This is a genomic window from Shinella sedimenti (assembly GCF_022601905.1).
Lineage (GTDB): Bacteria > Pseudomonadota > Alphaproteobacteria > Rhizobiales > Rhizobiaceae > Shinella > Shinella sedimenti.
In genome coordinates, this window is sequence record NZ_JAKVIN010000007.1 from 62,431 (window position 1) to 82,375 (window position 19,945).

The following is a 19,945-nucleotide window of genomic DNA, read 5'->3' on the forward strand; positions in this document are numbered from 1 at the left end:
GCGTTGCGGGCTCACAACTATCGTGCAACGATCTGACTGCAATGACAACCACCGTGCCAAATCGTGCGGGGGTTGTCATGATGATCCAGCGTTCTTATCGAAAGAGTGCCGCCGTGACCGTTTTGAATGCAATCGTCGATTTTCTGAACATGATCTTTTGGGGCTATGTCCTCATTTACGGACTGATTGCCGTCGGCATCTACTTCACGCTGCGGCTGGGCTTCATCCAGTTCCGGCACTTCCCGGAGTTGTTCCGCTCGGTCATGCGCGCACCAGCCAGCGATACGAGCGGGATCACACCATTTCAGGCGTTATGCACGAGCCTCGCCTCACGTGTGGGCACCGGTAATCTCGCCGGTGTCGCCGTTGCCCTGTTCCTCGGCGGCCCTGGTGCGCTATTCTGGATGTGGGTCGTCGCTGCAGTCGGCATGGCAACGGCCTACTCAGAAAGTGCGTTGGCTCAGCTCTACAAGGTCACGGACCATAACGGGCAGTATCGCGGCGGCCCGGCATTCTACATCGCTCGCGGCCTGAACGCGCCGTGGGCCGGCATGATATTCTCGGTCTGCCTGATCATCGCGTTTGGTCTCGTCTTCAATGCCGTACAGGCAAACTCGATCGCGGACGCCATGCAGGGCGCCTTCGGGCTCGAAAAGATCTGGGTCGGCGTCGCCCTGGCGGTGCTGACGGGTGTCGTGATCTTCGGAGGCATCCGTCAAATCGCACAGGTGGCTGAGTATGTTGTCCCGTTCATGGCCGTTGCGTATCTCGGTATGGCCTTCTATGTCGTTATCGCCAACATCACCGAGGTTCCGGGCGTCATCGCCCTGATTGTCAAAAGTGCCTTCGGCATCGAGCAGGCGGCAGGCGGTGTAGCGGGGGCTATGCTCAACGGCGTCAAGCGCGGCCTCTTCTCCAATGAGGCCGGCATGGGCTCCGCGCCGAATATTGCAGCCGTCGCGACGCCGTCTCCACATCATCCGTCCAGCCAGGGTCTCGTGCAGGCGCTGGGCGTCTTCATCGACACGATCCTGATTTGCACGGCAACAGGCATCATGATTCTGCTGTCGGGTGTTATGACACCCGGATCCGAGCTCACCGGCACGCCGCTGACACAGGAAGCGATGGTCTCACATATCGGAGAGGCTGGGCGCTACTTCATCGCCATTGCTATCTTTTTCTTCGCCTTTACCTCGATTATCGGCAACTACGCGTATTCGGAAAACGCCATGGTGTTTTTGAAGCTCGACAACAAGGGCGCGGTCGGCACACTTCGCGTTGCCGTATTGTTGATGGTGATATGGGGCGCCTATACGACGGTCGCCGTCGTTTTCAATCTGGCCGACGCTGCGATGGGCCTCATGGCCTCTGTCAACCTAATTGCAATCCTGCTGCTTTCAGGAACGGTCGCCAAACTCACGAAAGATTATTTCGAGCAGAAGAAGACACGGGAACCGCGTTTTGATCCGGAGGCCTATCCGGAACTCAAAGGCAAGATCGAGCATGCCATCTGGGCGCGGGAGTGATATCCGCTACCAGCGCAACCAGCGCCGGCCAAGCAATGCGCCCACGGCGCTCACGCTGGCAATGGCTATCACATACCAGGTAGCCAGGAACAGCGGACTGTCATCCGGGCAGTGCCAGGCATAGATAGCGGCGGCGATGGCACCCGCAGCTAGCCCGGCCGCGGCGCCCGCAGCCGCCGGGTTCTCTGGCGCCCCTTTCTTCAAGGCCCAGAACAAGCCGGCGAACGGCGCAAGCGAAAGGACCGGGACGAAAAACAAGCAAAACAGCGCGTTTTGCCCGACGAGGCTCGCCCGCCACGCATGCTCAGGCAAAACAGAAAGCTCTACGACAACAGCGGCGACGACCGTGACGAGCGGCACGCCGAGCGACAGAGCAGTCAGGCGGATTTCCGCACCTGGCCGGCCGATACGTACAGCAAGACGGGCGGCGAGAACGGCGAGCACGAGTGTGATGACGATCTTGAACAGCACGCGCCAGGTCTCGAAGACGCTCGCCATATTGTGCCGCAGCCCGACGGTGCCGACGAGCAGCACGGCAGAGAAAACGACGCTGGCGCCGAACGCGAGCGCAAGAACCCGACTGTAGCGCATGCTTACGGGAGCGTCGTGCGTCATCAGGGTGATCAGATCGTCCGTTTTCATTTCATTCGCTCCGATACAGGGCCGCCAACGATTTCAGCGCCCGGTGGAGGGCGACGCGCACCGCCACCTCCGTCATTTTCAGCCGCGCCGCCGTTTCGCGGATGCCTTGCCCTTCAATCGAGATCGAACGGACGATATCGCGTTGCGGATCTTTCAATCGCGCCAATATTGTTTCGGTGTCGATTCGGTCGGCGGCTTCATGCGTTTCATCGACCGCCTTCAGGAAATCGGCAACGTCCTCGATCGGCACATTCACATGCCGGCCGCGACGCCTCAGGCTATCGACCAGCTTGTTGCGCACGATGGTCGCCAGCCACGGTCCGAGCGGTCGGGACGGGTCCCAGGTGCCGCGCTTCAGGTGGATGGCGAGCAGCACTTCCTGCACCACATCCTCGGCTTCGCTTGCCGGCGCACCGAACTGATCGCAACGCCGACGCGCCATGCGGCGCAATTGCGGCGTCACGTCAACAAGGAAACGGTTGTAGGCCTGCGCATCGCCCTTGATGGCGAGGCGCAGCCAGGCTGCCCATTGCTCTTCACGCGTCGATTGTTTCACCGTTTCATACCCTACGCGAGGCAACACGAGTTTGTTACCTCCCGCGACAAGAAAACTGTGATGCGCCCAACAGCCTGAAGCGCAGGGTCTTTTTCCTATGCCGCGTGCCCATCCGCAAGAGGTGTCCGGAAAAATACACTTCAGCTCTGTAACGAAGCGCAATCGCTCTCCGTAGCCGTCTATGCACAGCCAATCGTGGCTGCCCCGAAAAACGGAGACAGAGAATGAAAACCTCACTCGCCACTCTCGCCCTTGCCGGTTCGCTCGCTACCGCACTTGCTGCCGTCGCAGCACCCGCAAACGCCGATGACAGCAAGGAGAAGTGCTACGGCATCGCGATGAAGGGTCAGAACGACTGCGCCGCGGGTGCTGGCACCACATGTGCCGGGACATCAAAGATCGATTACCAGCAGAACGTCTTCAAGCTCGTGCCAAAGGGCACCTGCGTTTCGATGACGACGCCGAATGGCCACGGCATGCTCGAGCCGGGCATGGCACCGACCTGACACGCACCGGCTGCTACCCGACGGGCGGCGCCATCCGGCGCCGTCACTTCCCTTTCAGAAAAGGTGTCCCATGCTTTCCTCCGCCCTTCCACGCCGCGTTGGCGTCGGCTTCAAGCCTGAGCATTTTGCTGATATCCTGACCGAGTCGCAGCCGGTCGGCTTCTTCGAGGTCCATGCGGAAAACTACATGGGCGCTGGCGGCCCGCCGCACGCCCAGCTTGGCCGACTGCGGGAGGATTATGGCCTCTCGGTGCACGGTGTCGGTCTCTCCATCGGCTCCATGCAACAACTCGACCGTCACCATCTCGCCCGGCTGAAGACGCTCTGCGACCGCTACCAGCCGGAGAGCTTCTCCGAACATCTCGCGTGGTCCAGTCACGACAGCGTTTTTCTGAATGACCTCTTGCCGTTGCCTTATACGGAGGAGACCCTCGCCCGCGTTGTCGAGCACGTTGATCAGGTTCAGATGACACTGGGCCGTCAGATGCTGCTCGAAAACCCCGCCACCTATTTGCTTTTCGCAGACAGTACGATCGAGGAGACGGCTTTCCTTGCGGAGGTGGCACGACGCACCGGCTGCGGTCTGCTACTCGACGTCAACAATGTGTTCGTTGCCGCAACGAACCATAATCTCGATCCCGGCGACTATATTGACCGCTTTCCGCTGGCGGCGGTGCGGGAAATCCATCTGAGCGGTCATTCCGAAACGGCGGACGAGCTTGGAGCACCGCTTCTGATCGACAGCCATGATACGCCGGTAAAGGATCCGGTCTGGGCGCTCTATCAGGAGGTCCTTGGCCGCATAGGCCCGGTCGCGAGCCTGATCGAATGGGACAATGACGTACCCGCCTGGCCAGTTCTGCGCGCCGAGGCAGTCTCGGCACAGCACCTGCTTGATGCGGCCGACCGCAGCGTGGCTGCCTGACGATGTCCGCGACCCTCCAAAGCGCGTTCGCCGCAGGTCTTCTCGCCACCGGGCCCGTACCCGGGGGACTGACGGCATGGAACAACAAAGCGCCGGAAAGACGCTACGGTGTCTACCGCAACAATGTCATGGCAAGCATAACCGCGGCACTTGCATCGCGTTTTCCAGTTGCTGAGAACATCGTCGGGCAGGCGTTCTTCCAGGCGATGGCACAGACCTTCATCGCGGCCCATCCACCGTCGTCGCCTGTCCTGCTGGCTTACGGTGACGATATGCCCGACTTCGTCGCCAACTTCGCGCCGGTCCGGGAGGTCGCCTACCTGCCCGACGTGATGCGGCTCGAAATCGCCCGTGGGCGGGCGTATCACGCGGCCGATGCCCCGCCGCTCGACGCAACGGCGTTCGCCGCAATCGACCCTGCCCGACTTGGCGGGCTGGTGTTTGAACCGCATCCCACTTTGTCTGTGCTCTCCTCACTCCATCCGGTGATAACGATATGGGCGATGAATGCCGGCGCGCGACCGCTGGCAAAAATCGATGTCTGGCATGGCGAACACGCCCTGATCGCCCGCCCGCAAATGACAGTCGAAATAACCTCGTTATCGCCGGGCGGTGCAGCGTTTTTTCACCAGCTTGTCGCGGGCGCGACGCTCGCCATCGCCGTGGAAAGCACCATCCGTAAACACGCCGATTTCGATCTTTCAGACAACCTGGCGACGTTGCTCCGCTCGGGAGCCTTCTCCGCCATCCATCAGGACAAAACCAATGAAGACCGAAACCATGTCTGACCACGCCCGGGTCTTGCCGCACCGGATCTTTGAGCAAGGCCTGAATGCCCTGAACGCCATCCCGAACAATGTGATATCACTCATCGCCCGGCTCTCGATAGCCGCCGTCTTTTGGCAATCCGGGCAGACGAAAGTCGAAGGATGGCGGCTCTCCGACAGCGCCCTCTATCTCTTCGAGAACGAATACAAGCTACCGCTGGTCGACCCATGGCTCGCCGCCCACCTCGCCGCTTTCGCGGAACACCTTTTTCCAATCCTGCTGGTTGTCGGCCTCGCCAGCCGACTATCGGCACTGGCGCTCTTAGGAATGACGCTGGTGATCGAGATTTTTGTCTATCCCGCCGCCTGGCCAACCCATGGAACCTGGGCCGCCTGTCTCCTGTTTATCATCGCCCGAGGGCCAGGCTCGCTTTCGCTCGATGCCATCCTTTTTCGCATCTGGTTTTTGCGGCGCAGGCTTTAAGACCATGACTGTGAGAGGCTGGAATGTCCGTCGCACTTAGGCAGCCAGAGTGCCCCTCCGGTTTTGAACGAAGGGTTCGAGCCGGAATTCTACAACGCTCATGGCACGACCTAGCCTATCGGCGCGGCAGACCGCCTAAAGGCCTCGCAATATCTCCGCGCGTAGGTTCGCAAATTTAGGAACTGGCGACTGGTCGCCACAAGGGATGAGCGCCCGGCAGTCAGTTATTCCGCAGCCGGGCGCATCCATCACACTAGGTTCTGGGAAAGTCCGCGAGCCGGCCATTCCCAGTGCTTCATTCTAGAGTTCAGAACTCTTCCCAGTCATCCTTTTCGGCGGCATTGCCACCAAAAGCGGATGACAGCCTGCGGCTGAGCTTGCGTGCTGGCGAGGCGACAGGAGCGCGCTGTATTCCCGCGCCGGCCTGCTGCACAGGTACCGGCCGATTGATCGCAGCGCCTGCCTGTGAGAGCTTGAATTGCCCCAACAGCTCGCTCAGGGAGCCCACCTCTCTGGCGAGGCCATGAGTGGCCGCGGTCGTCTCTTCCACCATGGCCGCATTCTTCTGCGTGTCCTGGTCCATCTGATTCACGGCCGTATTGATCTGCTGGAGACCGGACGCTTGTTCCTGCGCCGAATCCACGATCGCAGACACATGCCGGTTGATCTCCTGCACTTCGGACACGATGGTCTCAAGCGCACGACCCGTTTCTCCGACCAGTTGCACGCCCTCCTGCACCTGACTGTTGGACGCGGTGATCAACGCTTTGATTTCCTTGGCCGCGTGGGCCGAACGTTGCGCAAGCTCTCGGACTTCTTGCGCAACCACCGCGAAGCCCTTGCCGGCTTCACCTGCCCGCGCCGCCTCGACTCCAGCATTCAGAGCGAGAAGGTTTGTTTGGAAAGCAATCTCATCGATCACGCCAATGATGTTGCCGATTTCGTCAGACGATTTCTCGATACGCTCCATCGCGGTGACCGCCTTGCGAACCACCTCGCCCGACTGCTCAGCTCCGGCCCTGGCGCGGCCGACGAGCTGGCCCGCCTCCTGAGCCCGCTTCGTCGAATCTCTCATGGCTGTCGTGATCTCTTCGAGTGCGGCGGCGGTCTGTTCGACGGCTGCTGCCTGCTGCTCGGTGCGCTTGGAAAGATCCTCAGCCGCAGATCGGATTTCGTTCGTGCCCGCATCAATGCCACGGGCGTTATCCGCGACGTTTTTCAACGCGCTCTCCAGTTTTTCGGCAGAACGGTTGAAGTCCTGCCGGACATAATCGACTTGGGAAACGAATACGTCATGGATGCGATAGGAAACATTCCCATCGGCAAGCGCGGCAAGACCTTTGGCAACGTGGTTAGAAGCGAATTCGATATCAGCGGCATCTTTCGCAGCCTGGTCTTCTCGCTCGGAACGTTCCTTTTCCGACAAACTGCGATTGGCGGTGGCTTCTTCTTCCAGGCGAATACGGTCGCGAGCGTTTTGCAAAAACACTTCGACGGCCCTCGCCATTTCACCGACTTCGTCGGCACGCTGTTTGCACGGGATGTCGTCCGCGATATTTCCCTCGATGAGAGTTTGCATACGAAGACGCAGTCGGTCGATAGGCTTGGTTATCCCCCGTGCTGCAACAAACAGCGACAACCCAACAAAAGCAACGAACAAAAGAATCACGACCGCGAGGGAATTGATGATCGTCGAATTGGTTTGCGCCGTGAGAAAATTGCTCTTTGCGACAATGGCATCCAGATTGGCATCGTTCCACTTCCGCAGATCGGCACGCCATTTTGCCACAGCAGGATCGCTCTGTGCCAGCAGAGACTTGGCCGCTGCTTGATCTCCCTTACTGGCGCTGGCGACAGCCTGATCGAGTGTCTTCAGAACATCGACTGCCTTCTGACGGAACACCGCCAGTTCAGCCTGATTTTGCGGCGTCAGGGCCGCCGCCGCGTCGAGAAACCTGACAAGGGCAACCTTGCTCGCATCATACTCGGTACGGATATCAGGTATATAGGCGGAATGTGAATCATACTCGAGCAGCTGATAGGCGTTGTACGTTACGCCCACCAAGGACGTACTGGCGCGCGCAAGGAGCGTGGCAGCAGCATTATCCTTTGCAATGAAGTCGGAATACCTCGTGTCGGCGTTCTTGTAGCTATTGGCCACAACACCCACACCAACCAGTCCAATCGCGCTGACCGGAAGGATCAATAGGAGAATTTTCGAACGGATTTTGATTTTTTCAAGAAGGGACAAGGAAACCTCTCAACTCAAGAGTTTACCGTGCTATCCCCGTGTCGGCAGCGATCGGAAAATGGAATTCAAACAGTTCACGGTCGACATTCAGTCATTGAATGTTGCGGTCTCCTCCCAAGCATCTGTCGGGTCGTCAGCGCACAACGACCGAGCCAAAAGCATGCGGGCGACGCTATCAAGGAAAAGATTAAAATTTTACTGATACGGGCACACCTGTGTTCAGGCCAAGCTTCCTTGGAGCGACCCAACCCGATGTGAATGCAGAGAGCTTCCAAGAGGCCAAGTGGCCGTCATCCTATGATTTTCGACTTTCTTGAAGATGACCGCGTGGAGAAGCGGTAGGCGCACAGCTGGCGAAGCAAAGGAATAGACACAGGACTCCCGAGGGAGACGTTCTTTATCTTTCGGATGACCAAAGAATGGGGAACTTGGATCGGGTACCCCCGCCTACTGCTATACGATCTCGACATTCAACTTGGAGGCGCGGATCAGGTCGAGTTTGGCGGGTGGGATGTCTCCGGTAAGAATGACCAGATCGAAATCCGTGATTTCAGCCACGTAGTTGAGAGCGCTGAACGTGAACTTCGTGGCATCTGCCAGCAGGATACGCCGTCTCGCAACCTTCATCATCGCCTGCTTGGCACGCACCACGATTTCGTCCGGTGTGTACATCGACAGCCCCTGGATCGTCGTCGTCGACAGGATGGCGACGTCGACATGATAGGAAAGGATCGCTTTTTCACAATTGGCACCGAAATAGCCGTTATAGCCGGGATGATAGCGACCACCGGTTGAGATTAGGTCGATTTCTGGGAGATGACGCAGCCGCTCCAGAATTGGCGCAGCATTGGTAATGACTGTCAGCGGCGTGACCTCTGGCAGGAATTCTGTTAGATGATACGTGGTGGTGCTGTCATCAATGATCACCGCGTTTCCGGGCTCAAGATGCGCGAGCGCAGCGCGGGCGAGCCGCCTCTTGTCCTCCACATTCTTGCGGCCGCGATAATTGTAGCTGCTTTCGAACAGCAATGACTTTTCCGCTGACACCGACCCGCGAAGCCGCCGAACGAGCCCCTCTTTTTCGAGCACGGCGAGGTCCCGGTGGATCGTCATCAGGCTGACATTCAACGACTCCGCCAGATCGCGGATCAGCGTGGACGAGCCGCTCATCAAGGTCTGGATGATCGTTGTTCGCCGACGCTCAGCCTTGGAGGCGGCCACCTCTTGATCGGAATTGTTATAATCACTCATCGCAAATCGCACTCAATTTAACATTTCCCCTTTTATCAGTTGATTCATCGCTGCTGTCCACACAATTCGCGCGCGCAGCACGAATCTACGAAATACGCGAAAAATACAGCAAGAACAGATATTTCTCCGATAAGAAGAAGCTGCATCGTGCATCCGCGCCGTTTATAAGCATTCATTGTTATGCGGCATTGCAACATAAATTACGATATAAATAACAAAAATATTGATATCTACCGTGCGACTTGCTAGAGATTATGTCAGCGAGGTGGGAGGTCACCCGAAACCGATTACAATTTTGCCGAAAGGCGAACGGGCGCCGCCCAGCCGTGGATGAGAAAGCCCGGCCGAAGGGTGCGCACGACAACGGACGGCCGCCTTGAGGGCGGCGATTGAGAGGACGACATGGCAGATCTGGACGATATCAAGGATGGCAAGGACTGGGGCCGCGACCGCCCGGCGGACACATCGCGCTTTTTCCTGAAAGGCAATGCGCATCAGGACTGGGGTATGAAAGCGCGGCTATCGCAGGTGTTCCGCCCGGATACCGGCCGCACGGTTATGCTGGCCTTCGACCACGGCTATTTCCAGGGACCGACCACCGGCCTGGAGCGCCTAGACCTGACGATCGCACCGCTTGCCGAGCATGCCGATGTCCTGATGTGCACGCGTGGTGGTCTGCGCAGCTCTATTCCACCGGAAGCAGGTAAGCCCGTCGTGCTGCGCTGCTCGGCCGGCAATTCGATCCTGACGGAACTCTCCAACGAGCTGGTGAGTGTGGACATCGAGGACGCCATCCGCCTCGGTGCGTCCGCCATGGCCGCACAGGTCTATATCGGCGCGGAATACGAGCACAAGTCCATTGCCAATGTCGTCAAGTTGATCGATGCCGGCACGCGTTACGGCATTCCCACAATGGCCGTCACTGGCGTCGGCAAGTCCATGGCCCGCGACGCCCGCTATTTCGGCTTGGCAACACGCATTGCCGCCGAAATCGGCGCGCAGTTCGTCAAGTCATACTATGTCGAAGAAGGCTTCGAGCGCATCACGCTCGGCTGCCCGGTTCCGATCGTCATTGCCGGCGGCAAGAAGTTGCCGGAGCGCGAAGCGCTGGAAATGGCCTATCGCGCAATCGACCAAGGCGCCGCCGGTGTCGACATGGGCCGCAATGTGTTCCAGTCGATCGATCCGCTCGCCATGCTGGCCGCCCTCGCTGCAGTCGTTCATGAAGGCCGCACGGGTGCAGAAGGCTACGAGCTGTTCCAGGACCTGAAGGCCAAGGCCTGACGCCATCACCGCATTGGCGAAGAACCGGGCCAACATTGGCCCGGCAACCAAATCGAGGATCATTGCATGGACAATCTCTGGAACGAGGCAGAGGCCGCAAAGGCTGGAACGGGGCTAGACCTTCGGGTCTACTCATCGCGGCTTATCGGGAGCGACCCTGCGCTGGTGCTGCACGGCGGCGGCAACACGTCCTACAAGGGCACCGTTACAGATCGATTTGGAGCAGAGCGCCCGGTTATCTGGGTCAAGGCCAGCGGTTTCGATCTTGGTACGATGGGCGCCGAGGGGTTCACCGCGCTCGACCTCCCCGCTTTGCTGGCGCTAGCCGAGCTTGAAATCCTGTCCGACAGCGACATGGTGGCGGAAGTCAAACGCGCCCGCCTTGATCCACAGGCCGCCGCCGCCTCCATAGAGGCCATCGTACATGCCCTGTTTCCCGCCGCCTATGTTGACCATTCCCATGCTGATGGCGTTCTAACCGTCTCAAACAGCCTCAATGGCACCGCGCTGCTTCGGGAGATTTACGGCCCGCGGGTGATGATCCTTCCCTATGTAAAGCCGGGTTTCGATCTGGCGCGACAGATGCGCGAGGCTTTGCTTTCACCGGCTTTCGCGCAGGCCGAGGCCATCATCCTCGAACATCACGGCGTCTTCACCTGGGGTGACACGGCGCGCGAAAGCTACGAACGCATGGTGGAGATCTGCGCGCGGGCCGAAACGTGGCTTGCCGGCCGTATACCCTCTCTGCCAGCGTCCCAGCGGATCGAAACCGATCCGGTCCTTATCGCCCGGTTGCGCGGTGCAGCAAGCAGATTGGCGGGTCGCGCACTGGTTTCGCGCCCGGTGGCGGGCGTCCCGGTTGCGGAGATCGCCGATATCACACGACTTTCCCGTCACGGCACCTTGACGCCGGAACATGTCATCCACAACAAGCCCTTCCCCGCCATTGTCGATGACGAACCCGAAACGGCGCTGGAAGACTTCGCGGCCGAGTACCGGGCCTATGTCGCACGCGCCGACGATGCAGGTCTGACACCCTTGCCGCCGCATCCCCATTGGGCGCTTCTCGCCGATGGTGCGGTGCGCAGCTTCGGGCCGACGCTGGCGCGCGCGCGCATCTCGGCGGATGTCGCCGCGGCCAATCTGAAGGCGTTGCGTTATTCCTCCCGTCTCGGCGGCTGGCAGGGATTGGCTGAAGGCGATCTACGCGCACTCGAATATTGGGAACTGGAACAGGCCAAGCTGCGCGCCCAGGGCGCGCTGCCGCCGCTGGTAGGTAAGATCGCCGTCGTGGGCGGTTGCGCAACTGGCATCGGCCGCGCAACGGCAGAGGCCTTGCGCGACCGCGGCGCGGTGGTCGTGGGGCTGGATATCAATCCCGCCGTAAAGGACCATATGAACCGTCCCGGCTATGACAGCATCCTTGTCGAACTGACAGACGAGGTTAAGGTGCGCGCCGCCGTACAGCAAGTGGTCGCCGATTACGGTGGCCTCGACATTCTGGTGTCCAATGTCGGCATCTTCCGTGCCGGGGCCAATATCGAGTTGCTGGAGGACGCCGCCTGGGATGCATCGCTGGCCGTCAACCTGACATCGCATCGCAAACTCCTGAAGCAGGCTATACCTTTTCTGCGCCACGGCGTCGATCCGAGCGTGGTTCTGATCGGTTCCCGCAACGTGCCGGCACCCGGCGCAGGCGCTGCCGCCTATTCCGTCTCCAAGGCGGGGCTCACGCAGTTGATGCGCGTTGCCGCCCTTGAACTCGCGCCAGAGGGTATCCGGGTGAATGCCATCCACCCCGACGGCGTGTTCGACACCGACCTCTGGACTCCGGAAGCGCTCGCGACATCCGCCCGGCGCTATGGACTGACGGTCGAGCAATACAAGGCGCGAAACCTGATGCGCACGGAGGTGACGTCGAAGGATGTCGCCCGTGCCGTTGCAGCGCTCGCCGACGCCACGTTCTCCCGAACCACGGGGGCACAAATTCCGGTGGACGGTGGCAATGACCGGGTCGTCTGAGCCGAGAGGAGCACACCACCAGAAAAGATGGCTGCGCGAAGCCAGCCATCGAGAAGCAACAGCAGGATGATCCGGTTGTGAAGCAAGCACCAGCACTATGGAGGATATGATGCGAGGCTTTTTAAAGGGAATGACAGCGGTATCGGCGCTCTGCCTGATGGCAGGCACTGCCATGGCCAAAGACTACAAGGTTGCCGTCATCCGGTGGGAACCGAACGATATCTATTTCAACGGCGTGGCGCTGGGCCAACAGCAGGAGGCCAAGCGCATCCAGGCTGAAAACGGTGACACTATCACTTTCAACGTCTTTGGTGCGAACGATGCGGGCCAGCAGCTCAAGGCCCTACAGGCACAGTTCGACAGCGGCGTTGACGGCGTACTCTTGACGTCCTGGCGCGGCGAGGCAATGCGCAGCATTGTCAAGCAGTTACAGGAGGCCAATATCCCCGTTGTAACGACCAACGCTTGGGTTCCCGGCGTCAAGCAGACCTTCGTTGCTTTCGACAATGAGACTGCGGGACGCCTGGGCGGCGAGGCCTTGATCAAGCGTCTGGACACGCTGCGCGGCAAGGATTGGCCGGAAAAGGGCGGAGTCTTCATCGAGCTGCGCTGCATCATCACCGCCTCCTTCGACATTGCCCGCCACACAGGTTACCGCTCTGCGCTCGATCCGATCGCCGCCAAGTATCCGGGCGTCAAGATCGTTGAGCAGGAAGCGGGCTGCGATGGCGGCAAGGCACGCAAGATCGTCGATGACGTGATCTCGCGTGAAGGTGCGGACAAGATACTCGGTATTGCCAGCATCGACGGTACGATGGGTATCGGTGGTGCCGTTCCAGCCTTCAAGGCGCAGGATTTGCTTTTCCCGCTCGACGATCCCAAGCATATTCCGGTCGCCACGATTGATGGCACCGTACCGGAATTCCAGTCTATGGCGCGTGGTGAAATCGACCACATCTCCGTACAGCCGGCAACCGGCGAAGGCATCATCTCGATGCGCATGCTCTACACGTTGATGACAGGAAAGGAACTGCCCGACGAGGCCAACGTCCTCTTGAACGGCGAAGAGCCCGTCTGGGCGCCGGTCAAGGTGCTGAAGCCCGAGGCAATCGAGGGCTCTTGGTATCAGACGCAGGCCTATAGTGTGCCGGGTGACGCTACGTATGACGACAAGCGCAACTGGGCGAATGAAATGACGGTCGAGCAGACGGGCAACATGCCCAACTTTGGCAAGTAACAGCGACAAGGCTGCGAGCGCCCTGGCGCTCGCAGCCGAACCGCAACAGGAGTTTCCATGACACTGGACCCTTCGCTGAGCTTTGCCGTGCAAGGCGTTACGCGCCGCTTTCCAGGCGTTCTCGCGGTCGACTCGGTTGATCTCGATGTACGCAAGGGCGAGATCCATGGTCTGATCGGCAAGAATGGTGCGGGGAAATCGGTGCTCGTCTCTATGGTGGCTGGATTGCTGGCGCCGAGCCAGGGGCAGATCGTCACCAGCCGCGGCGGCCTCACGCCATCCCAGTCCGGGCCGTCTCGTGCCAAGAAGCTCGGCATCGCGCTCGTCACCCAGGAGCCGGCCTTCGCCGCGGACCTGTCGGTCGCGGACAATCTATTCATGGGTCGCCATCCGGCGAGCCGGCTGAATTTCCTGTCCCCAGCCATAACGCGGCGGCAATCTTCCGAGGTGATCGCGCAACTCGGCCTGCGCGCCCGGCCGGAGGATCGCATGGGCGACCTGCCGCTCGAAACCCAGCAGCTTCTCGCCTTCGGCCGCGCTGTCTTCATCGAGAAGGCAAGCACCATTCTGTTGGACGAGATTACCGCGTCGCTGACCAGCGAGCGCAAGGACAGCCTGCTTAAGCTGCTGCGCCGTCTGATCGTTGAGCAGCCCGATCTGTCTTTTACGCTGATCTCACACCATGTCAGCGAAGTCATGGGCTTTACGGATCGTGTTTCGGTGATGCGCGACGGCGAGCGCGTCGCAACGCTCGAGACCTCGAAAACCACCGCGAGGGAACTGGCCGACTGGATCGTCGGCGACGTCGCACGCACCGAGATCAACTATACCGACGAGCCCGAATTTGCGTCCCCGCCCGTCTTGACGGTGCGCGCGCTCAAGGCCGGACGCTCGCTTTCCCAACTTGATTTCCAACTTCATCGTGGCGAGGTGCTGGGCTTTGCCGGGCTGGAAGGGTCCGGCAAGGACGCCGCCATCGAAGCGCTCTACGGGCTGGTCCCGACCTACAGTGGTTCGATCGTGATGGACGGCAGGGACGTCCGTCTTAGAAGCCCGAAGATGGCGCAAACGGCGGGTGTTTCCTTCCTGCCCAAGCACCGCGAGGAGCAGGCGGTTATCCAGAACCGTTCGGTGCTGGAGAACGCGATCATTGCGGGGCTTCCCGTGCTCACCAACCGCCTGGGCTTCGTGCGGCGCGCGGAATGCGAGGCTGTCGCCCGCTCCATCGTCACGCGCCTCAAGGTCAAGACACCGGGGCTCGACGTGCCCATCGACGGCTTGTCGGGCGGCAACAAGCAGAAAATCCTGCTCGGACGGCTGTCACTGACGGCGCCGCGGCTGGTGCTTTTGAACGAACCGACGCGCGGCGTCGATATTTCCGCCAAGCCGGACATCCTCAAGATGATCCGCGAGGACCTGTCGGCCAATGCCGGCGTCATCATGATCTCGGAAAGCGAGGAAGAGCTGGCCGAGATCTGCGACAGAATCCTGATCTTCTATCAGGGACGTGTGATCCGGGAGTTGAAGCGCGGCAAGCCGGGTTTCGACGTCGAAACGATCTACAAGGCGATACAGGGTGTTGAGGTGCCAGCATGACTTCGGTGAATAAATTCGTTTTCCTGGTTCTGGAAAAGCATCTGATCTGGGCCCTTCTCGCGCTTCTGTGCCTCGCGGGGCTGGCCGTTCCGGGCTTCTTGTCGACGCGCAACATCCTAAATGTAATGTGGGCGGCCGCACCGCTTGGGTGCATGGTGCTCGGGCTGTTCTTCGTGCTGCTGACCGCCAATGTGGACCTGTCGCTTGAATCGACTTTCGCGCTGGCGCCTGCACTGGCCATCGTTATGTTCTTCCAGGGCATGGGTCTGGAGAGCTACCCAATCCTCGCCGTTATTGCCACGCTCGTGTTCGGCGCACTGGCGGGATTGGTGAACGGGGTTTTCTCCGTAAAGCTTAGGGTAAGCTCGTTCCTTGTCAGCCTCGGCACCATGTTGTTGATGCGCGGCATTGTGGTCTATCTCATCCCGGAAGGCATCTACTACCTGCCGGAAGGCTATGTTTATCTCGGTTCGGCCAAGCTGTTCGGCATCGTGCCGGTGGCCGTTCTGGTGTGGATCGCGATCTTCCTCGTGGCCTGGCTGCTGATCGACCGCCATCGCCTCGGCAAGGATATCCTCGCACTTGGCAACAATGAGCACGCCGCCTTCGTGGCCGGGGTTAACATCGAGCGGACGAAGGTCGTCTGCTTTGTCATAGCGGGCTTCCTTGCCTCGCTCGGTGGCCTTCTCGAAGTCGGCCGTCTGGAGTCCGTGGTCGCCGACATGGGTCAGGGCGATATTATGATGGTGTTTGCCGGCACCATTCTCGGCGGCACGGCGATGACCGGTGGCAAGGGCAATGTCGGCGGGGTCTTCGCAGCGGTGCTGGTGATCGCAATCATCGAGAACCTGATGAACCTGCACGGCGTACCGCCATCGATCCGCCAGGTCGTCTTCGGCGCCGTGCTTCTCGTGGCGATCTATTTGGCGAGCCTTCAGGAAAGGCTGCGTCACGCGAGGCTGGAATCCTGACATGACCCCCTATCTTCTGGGGCTGGATAGCGGGCTTACCGTCACCAAGGCCGTTGTCTTCCGGGACGACGGAGCGGTGGTGGCGCTGGCCCGGCGCGAGGTCGCGCAGATCAAGACTGTGCCCCGCCATGTTGAACGCGACATGGCGGGGCACTGGCAAGCCTCTGCAGCGGCTATTCGCGAGGCGCTGGAGCTTGCAAGCGCAAGCGTCGGCAGTGAGGTGCGCCCGGCCGCCGTTTCGGTGGCTGGGCATGGCGACGGGCTCTACCTGCTCGACCGCGCCGGCGCACCGCTTGGCCTTGCCGCCACCTCGCTCGACAGCCGGGCGCAGGCCCTGCTGCGGCGCTGGGACGAAACCGGCGTCTCGGCTCGCGCGCTGGAGCTGACCGGCCAACGCCCCTTCCCCTCCTCCCCTGCACCGCTGCTCGCCCACCTGCGAGAGGAGGAGCCCGAACGCTACGACCAGATCGCCGCGATCCTCTCCTGCAAGGACTGGCTGCGCTACTGCCTGACCGGCAAGGTGGCGACCGACTTCACCGAGGCGAGTGTCGCGTTCTCCGACATCCGAACGCAGCGCTATAGCGACGAGGCGCTAGCCCTCTTCGGCCTGGGGGCGATCGCCGGCGCCCTGCCGCCGGTCTTCATGCCGGGTGACGTGGCGGGCCATATCACCGAGGACGTCGCGCAACTGACCGGTCTTGCCATCGGCACGCCCGTTGCGGCGGGCCTGCATGACGTGACCGCTTGCGCCGTCGGGTCGGGCGTGACGGAAGCGGGCACGATCGCGGTGATCGCCGGAACTTATTCGATCAACGAAATGCTGGTTGATACAACCAAAACCTCTATCGGCTGGAACGCGCGCAACGGGCTGCGTGCCGGCCAATGGATGAACATGTCGGTCTCACCGGCCTCCAGCGCCAATCTCGACTGGTTCGTGCAGACATCCGCTCGCGACGCGCTGGCGAACGGCGATCCCTTCGCCACGCTACAAGCCGAACTGGATGCCGTTGCTGGCGATCCGTCCGATATCATCTACCTCCCCTACCTCTACGGCTCCCCCCATGCCGAGGACGTGCCGGCCGCCTTTGTCGGGCTGCGGGGGTGGCACGGGCGTGGCCACATGCTGCGCGCCGTCGCAGAAGGCATCGTCTTCAATCACCGGCACCATATCGACCTGATTGATCCGCATGGCGCGGTCGGCCGTGTACGGCTTACGGGGGGCAGCAGCCGAAATCCGTTCTTCGGGCAGCTCTTTGCCGACGCGTTGAACCGCCGCGTCGAGGTGCCGGAAATGCCGGAGGCTGGTGCCTTGGGCGCAGCCATCGCCGCAGGGATCGCAGCCGGCGTGTACAACGGCTGGGAGGAGGCATGCCTTCGCACAAGGCCGCAACTTCGCATCTACGAGCCGGGTGATGCTGTTGCGCGGCTCGGTGCCGGTTATGGCCGCTACTGCGATGCCATCGACACGATTATGCAACGGCGAGACGAGAAGGCAGTGCCATGACCGCAGTGAAAATCACCCGGGAAAACGCCCTGGCAGCCCTGCGCACGATCGGTCATGTTCCCGTCCTCATCGTCGGCGGCGGCATCAACGGCATGGGCACGTTTCGCGATCTCAGCCTGCAAGGTGTCGGGTGTCTTCTCGTGGAACAGAGTGATTTTTGCTCGGGCGCCAGCCGAGCGCCGTCACGGATGATCCATGGCGGGCTCAAATATCTGGAGACGGGCGAGTTCCGCCTCGTGCGCGAATCCGCGGCCGAGCGCAACCGGCTGCTGCTCAACGCTGCGCACTATGTCCGCCCGCTGGAAATGATTATCCCGATCCATTCTTGGTTCGACGGCATCGTACCGGCCCTGCGCAAGTTCCTACGCATGCCGGCGAAGATCACCGAACGCGGCGCTTTGGTCATCAAGCTTGGCCTGTGGCTCTACGATCTATACGGCGCCTTGAACCGGGCCATGCCCCGCCATCGCATGATCGCGCGCCAGGACATCCTGCGCGAAATTCCTGATCTCGATCCCTCGTTGAAGGTTGCGGCCTCCTATTACGATGCCTGGATCACCTCGCCTGAACGTCTCGTGCTTGAACTGGCGCTCGATGGCATGGCCGCGCATCCCGGCAATCTCGCCCTCAACCACCTTCGCTTTTTGAGGGTCGAAGGCAATGAGGTCGCGTTACAGGATGTGGAAACCGGCGAGATGTTTTCCATGACCTGCGATATCATGGTGAATGCCGCCGGCGCGTGGATCGACCGCGTGAATTCAGGGGCCTCGTCGGCTCGTCGTATGATCGGCGGCACCAAGGGCAGTCATCTCATGCTGGAGCTGCCGGCACTCGCCGAAACGCTGAACGGCCGGATGATTTATTTCGAAGCCGCAGGCGGACGCATCTGCATCCTGTCGAATTTCATGGGCCATGTACTGCTCGGCTCCACCGACATACCGGTCGACAATCCCGACGGGGTAATCTGCGATGATGACGAGGTGGATTATCTCCTCAGCGCGTTTCGGCGCCTGTTTCCGCAAGTTCCCGTTGATCGTTCCAGCATCTTCTTCAGCTATGCCGGCGTGCGTCCGCTACCGGCAAACGATGCGAGCGATCCCGGCGGGATAAGCCGCGATCATTCCATGCCCGAATTGCCGCCAGAGGGAGAGCGGCGCTTCCCGATCCTCTCGCTGGTCGGTGGCAAATGGACGACGTTCCGCGCTTTCTCCGCTGAAGTCACAGATGAGATCCTCAAGCGGCTGGACAAGCGCCGTTTGTCTTCAACCGAAAACACGCCGATCGGCGGTGGCGCCGGGCTCTCGCAGGCAGCGACACATACGGAGCGGCTGCTGACCACGATCGCACAGGAACACAAGCTCGATAGGAGCAGGGCGCGCCAACTTGTGTCCCGATACGGCTCGCGCGCGAAAAGCATTGCCGAGGCGCTAGCCGGAGGCGAGACGTTCCTGGCTTCGCTTCCAGAGTTTTCGAGAGAAGAAATCGCCTTCGTCAGCAACACAGAACTGGTCCTCCACGCCGAAGACTTCCTGTTCGGCCGTAGCTCGGTCTTCATGGAGCGCCCGCTCAGGCACGCTGCTCTTCGCGAGCTTGTCGAGACCATGGCGGCATTTCGTGGCTGGGATGCCGCGAAGCAATCTGCGGAGCTTGGGCGGCTGGTGGACCGGTATCGAAGACTTCACAGGATCGACATTTCCGCGGCAACGGCACCGCATCCAAGCTTCATCTGAGGCCCGCGGTTCATAGCTGTGAGCGTCGCCAATGCGAAGTGACAACCGAAGTGTGGATCCGGCCGAATTGCTCTAAAAGGTCTAGGACCAGCCTGGAAAACCACGCGAAGGTCATGAGCAATTGAGGCCGGGTTGTCGGCGAGTGCCTTGAGAGATATTCGAACCTATGACCCCTCTGATATTCCACGCTGATCTCATCTGAACTCTTAGAAATGCCCCACACCCGAAATTGTCGTTCGATCACCCATGCATTACCAATAGACATAACAGGGAAGTCTCAACGCGACGATAGTTATCAAAAAAGCCCTTCGGTGAGACGATGTTGGGATCGGTTGTCGTGGGAGGCGGGTAACGCCCGAATTCTTCTGTTGACCTAACACCAGACGGGCTCCTGCGAGCAGGCGTGTTACGATCCTGGATACGCTGGATGGTGTGTACCACCTCGACCTAAACTTACCGTCCCGGCAGTCGCGAGTTGGCCGTCGGGTGTGACAGCGCATACAGCTCTGCCAAATGCGATGGAAATTCATGATGAACCATCATCAAGTCTGCGGCCTGAATTGGCCTGAACTACACTTTTCCAATAGCACGGCGCTCTCCGCAGCAAAAAGCGACTTAAACTTACAATACTCTTCTTGAGATTAATCTAATTGAAGGAAATTGCCCCTATATCTGGGGTGTCCTCTTGGACGC

16 protein-coding genes are annotated in these 19,945 nt (G+C 60.3%); 12 read left to right on the plus strand and 4 right to left on the minus strand.

Translation table 11 applies throughout. The annotated features are described in order from the left end of the window. Nucleotides 1–80: 80 nt before the first annotated feature. Entirely contained in the window at nt 81–1,526 is a 1,446-nt protein-coding gene (locus MKI86_RS16600; protein ID WP_370880008.1) for an alanine/glycine:cation symporter family protein, read from the plus strand. 6 nt (nt 1,527–1,532) lie between these two features. Here the strand turns inward: MKI86_RS16600 and MKI86_RS16605 are convergent, their stop codons facing one another. Together MKI86_RS16605 and MKI86_RS16610 are read right to left on the minus strand one after the other, a co-directional pair. Continuing rightward, complete coding sequence (locus MKI86_RS16605; protein WP_241602715.1) at nt 1,533–2,168, minus strand: NrsF family protein; 636 nt, start codon at nt 2,166–2,168, stop codon at nt 1,533–1,535. 1 nt (nt 2,169) lies between these two features. Further along, nucleotides 2,170–2,724 (minus strand): sigma-70 family RNA polymerase sigma factor, encoded by a 555-nt coding sequence (locus MKI86_RS16610; RefSeq protein WP_241602717.1) that lies wholly within the window; start codon nt 2,722–2,724, stop codon nt 2,170–2,172. Nucleotides 2,725–2,948: 224 nt separating this feature from the next. Here MKI86_RS16610 and MKI86_RS16615 point away from each other — a divergent pair, with 224 nt between their 5' ends. The 4 genes from MKI86_RS16615 to MKI86_RS16630 all read left to right on the plus strand — a co-directional run bounded on the left by MKI86_RS16615 (nt 2,949) and on the right by MKI86_RS16630 (nt 5,406). Then, nucleotides 2,949–3,230 (plus strand): BufA1 family periplasmic bufferin-type metallophore, encoded by a 282-nt coding sequence (locus tag MKI86_RS16615; RefSeq protein WP_241602719.1) that lies wholly within the window; start codon nt 2,949–2,951, stop codon nt 3,228–3,230. Between the two features lie 70 nt (nt 3,231–3,300). Further along, on the plus strand, nt 3,301–4,155 hold the full coding sequence (gene bufB / locus MKI86_RS16620) for an MNIO family bufferin maturase (protein ID WP_241602731.1): 855 nt from the start codon (nt 3,301–3,303) through the stop codon (nt 4,153–4,155). Between the two features lie 2 nt (nt 4,156–4,157). Then, entirely contained in the window at nt 4,158–4,943 is a 786-nt protein-coding gene (locus MKI86_RS16625) for an HvfC/BufC N-terminal domain-containing protein (protein ID WP_241602733.1), read from the plus strand. Next, the gene (locus MKI86_RS16630) at nt 4,921–5,406 is read left to right on the plus strand and encodes a DoxX family protein (protein ID WP_241602735.1); all 486 of its coding nucleotides are present in this window, start codon (nt 4,921–4,923) and stop codon (nt 5,404–5,406) included. Before MKI86_RS16625 ends, MKI86_RS16630 begins: the two co-directional genes overlap by 23 nt. 307 nt (nt 5,407–5,713) lie before the next feature. Here MKI86_RS16630 and MKI86_RS16635 read toward each other — a convergent pair whose 3' ends face one another. Both MKI86_RS16635 and MKI86_RS16640 read right to left on the minus strand, forming a co-directional pair. Next, on the minus strand, nt 5,714–7,657 hold the full coding sequence (locus MKI86_RS16635; RefSeq protein ID WP_241602737.1) for a methyl-accepting chemotaxis protein: 1,944 nt from the start codon (nt 7,655–7,657) through the stop codon (nt 5,714–5,716). 453 nt (nt 7,658–8,110) lie between these two features. Continuing rightward, nucleotides 8,111–8,908: a DeoR/GlpR family DNA-binding transcription regulator gene (locus MKI86_RS16640; RefSeq protein WP_241602739.1), complete on the minus strand. Its 798-nt coding sequence runs from the start codon at nt 8,906–8,908 to the stop codon at nt 8,111–8,113. Between the two features lie 402 nt (nt 8,909–9,310). On the opposite strand from MKI86_RS16640, the gene lsrF reads away from it, so the two are divergent. The 7 genes from lsrF (at nt 9,311) to MKI86_RS16675 (ending at nt 19,252) form a co-directional block, all read left to right on the plus strand. Then, nucleotides 9,311–10,192 carry a 3-hydroxy-5-phosphonooxypentane-2,4-dione thiolase gene (gene lsrF, locus MKI86_RS16645; RefSeq protein WP_241602742.1) on the plus strand — a complete coding sequence of 294 codons (882 nt, stop codon included), beginning with the start codon at nt 9,311–9,313 and terminating at the stop codon, nt 10,190–10,192. A gap of 66 nt (nt 10,193–10,258) precedes the next feature. Continuing rightward, on the plus strand, nt 10,259–12,214 hold the full coding sequence (locus MKI86_RS16650) for an SDR family oxidoreductase (RefSeq protein ID WP_241602747.1): 1,956 nt from the start codon (nt 10,259–10,261) through the stop codon (nt 12,212–12,214). Nucleotides 12,215–12,386: 172 nt separating this feature from the next. Continuing rightward, nucleotides 12,387–13,451, plus strand: a complete 1,065-nt coding sequence (locus tag MKI86_RS16655) for a sugar ABC transporter substrate-binding protein (RefSeq protein WP_241602750.1) — start codon at nt 12,387–12,389, stop codon at nt 13,449–13,451. A gap of 57 nt (nt 13,452–13,508) precedes the next feature. Further along, on the plus strand, nt 13,509–15,047 hold the full coding sequence (locus tag MKI86_RS16660; RefSeq protein WP_241602752.1) for a sugar ABC transporter ATP-binding protein: 1,539 nt from the start codon (nt 13,509–13,511) through the stop codon (nt 15,045–15,047). Further along, nucleotides 15,044–16,018 carry an ABC transporter permease gene (locus tag MKI86_RS16665; RefSeq protein WP_241602755.1) on the plus strand — a complete coding sequence of 325 codons (975 nt, stop codon included), beginning with the start codon at nt 15,044–15,046 and terminating at the stop codon, nt 16,016–16,018. The genes MKI86_RS16660 and MKI86_RS16665 overlap by 4 nt, the downstream gene beginning before the upstream one ends. Nucleotide 16,019: 1 nt before the next feature. Next, a complete protein-coding gene (locus MKI86_RS16670) occupies nt 16,020–17,522 on the plus strand; it encodes an FGGY-family carbohydrate kinase (protein WP_241602757.1) in 1,503 nt (500 codons plus the stop codon). Beyond that, on the plus strand, nt 17,519–19,252 hold the full coding sequence (locus MKI86_RS16675) for a glycerol-3-phosphate dehydrogenase/oxidase (protein ID WP_241602758.1): 1,734 nt from the start codon (nt 17,519–17,521) through the stop codon (nt 19,250–19,252). The genes MKI86_RS16670 and MKI86_RS16675 overlap by 4 nt, the downstream gene beginning before the upstream one ends. The last annotated feature ends 693 nt before the right edge of the window (nt 19,253–19,945 follow it).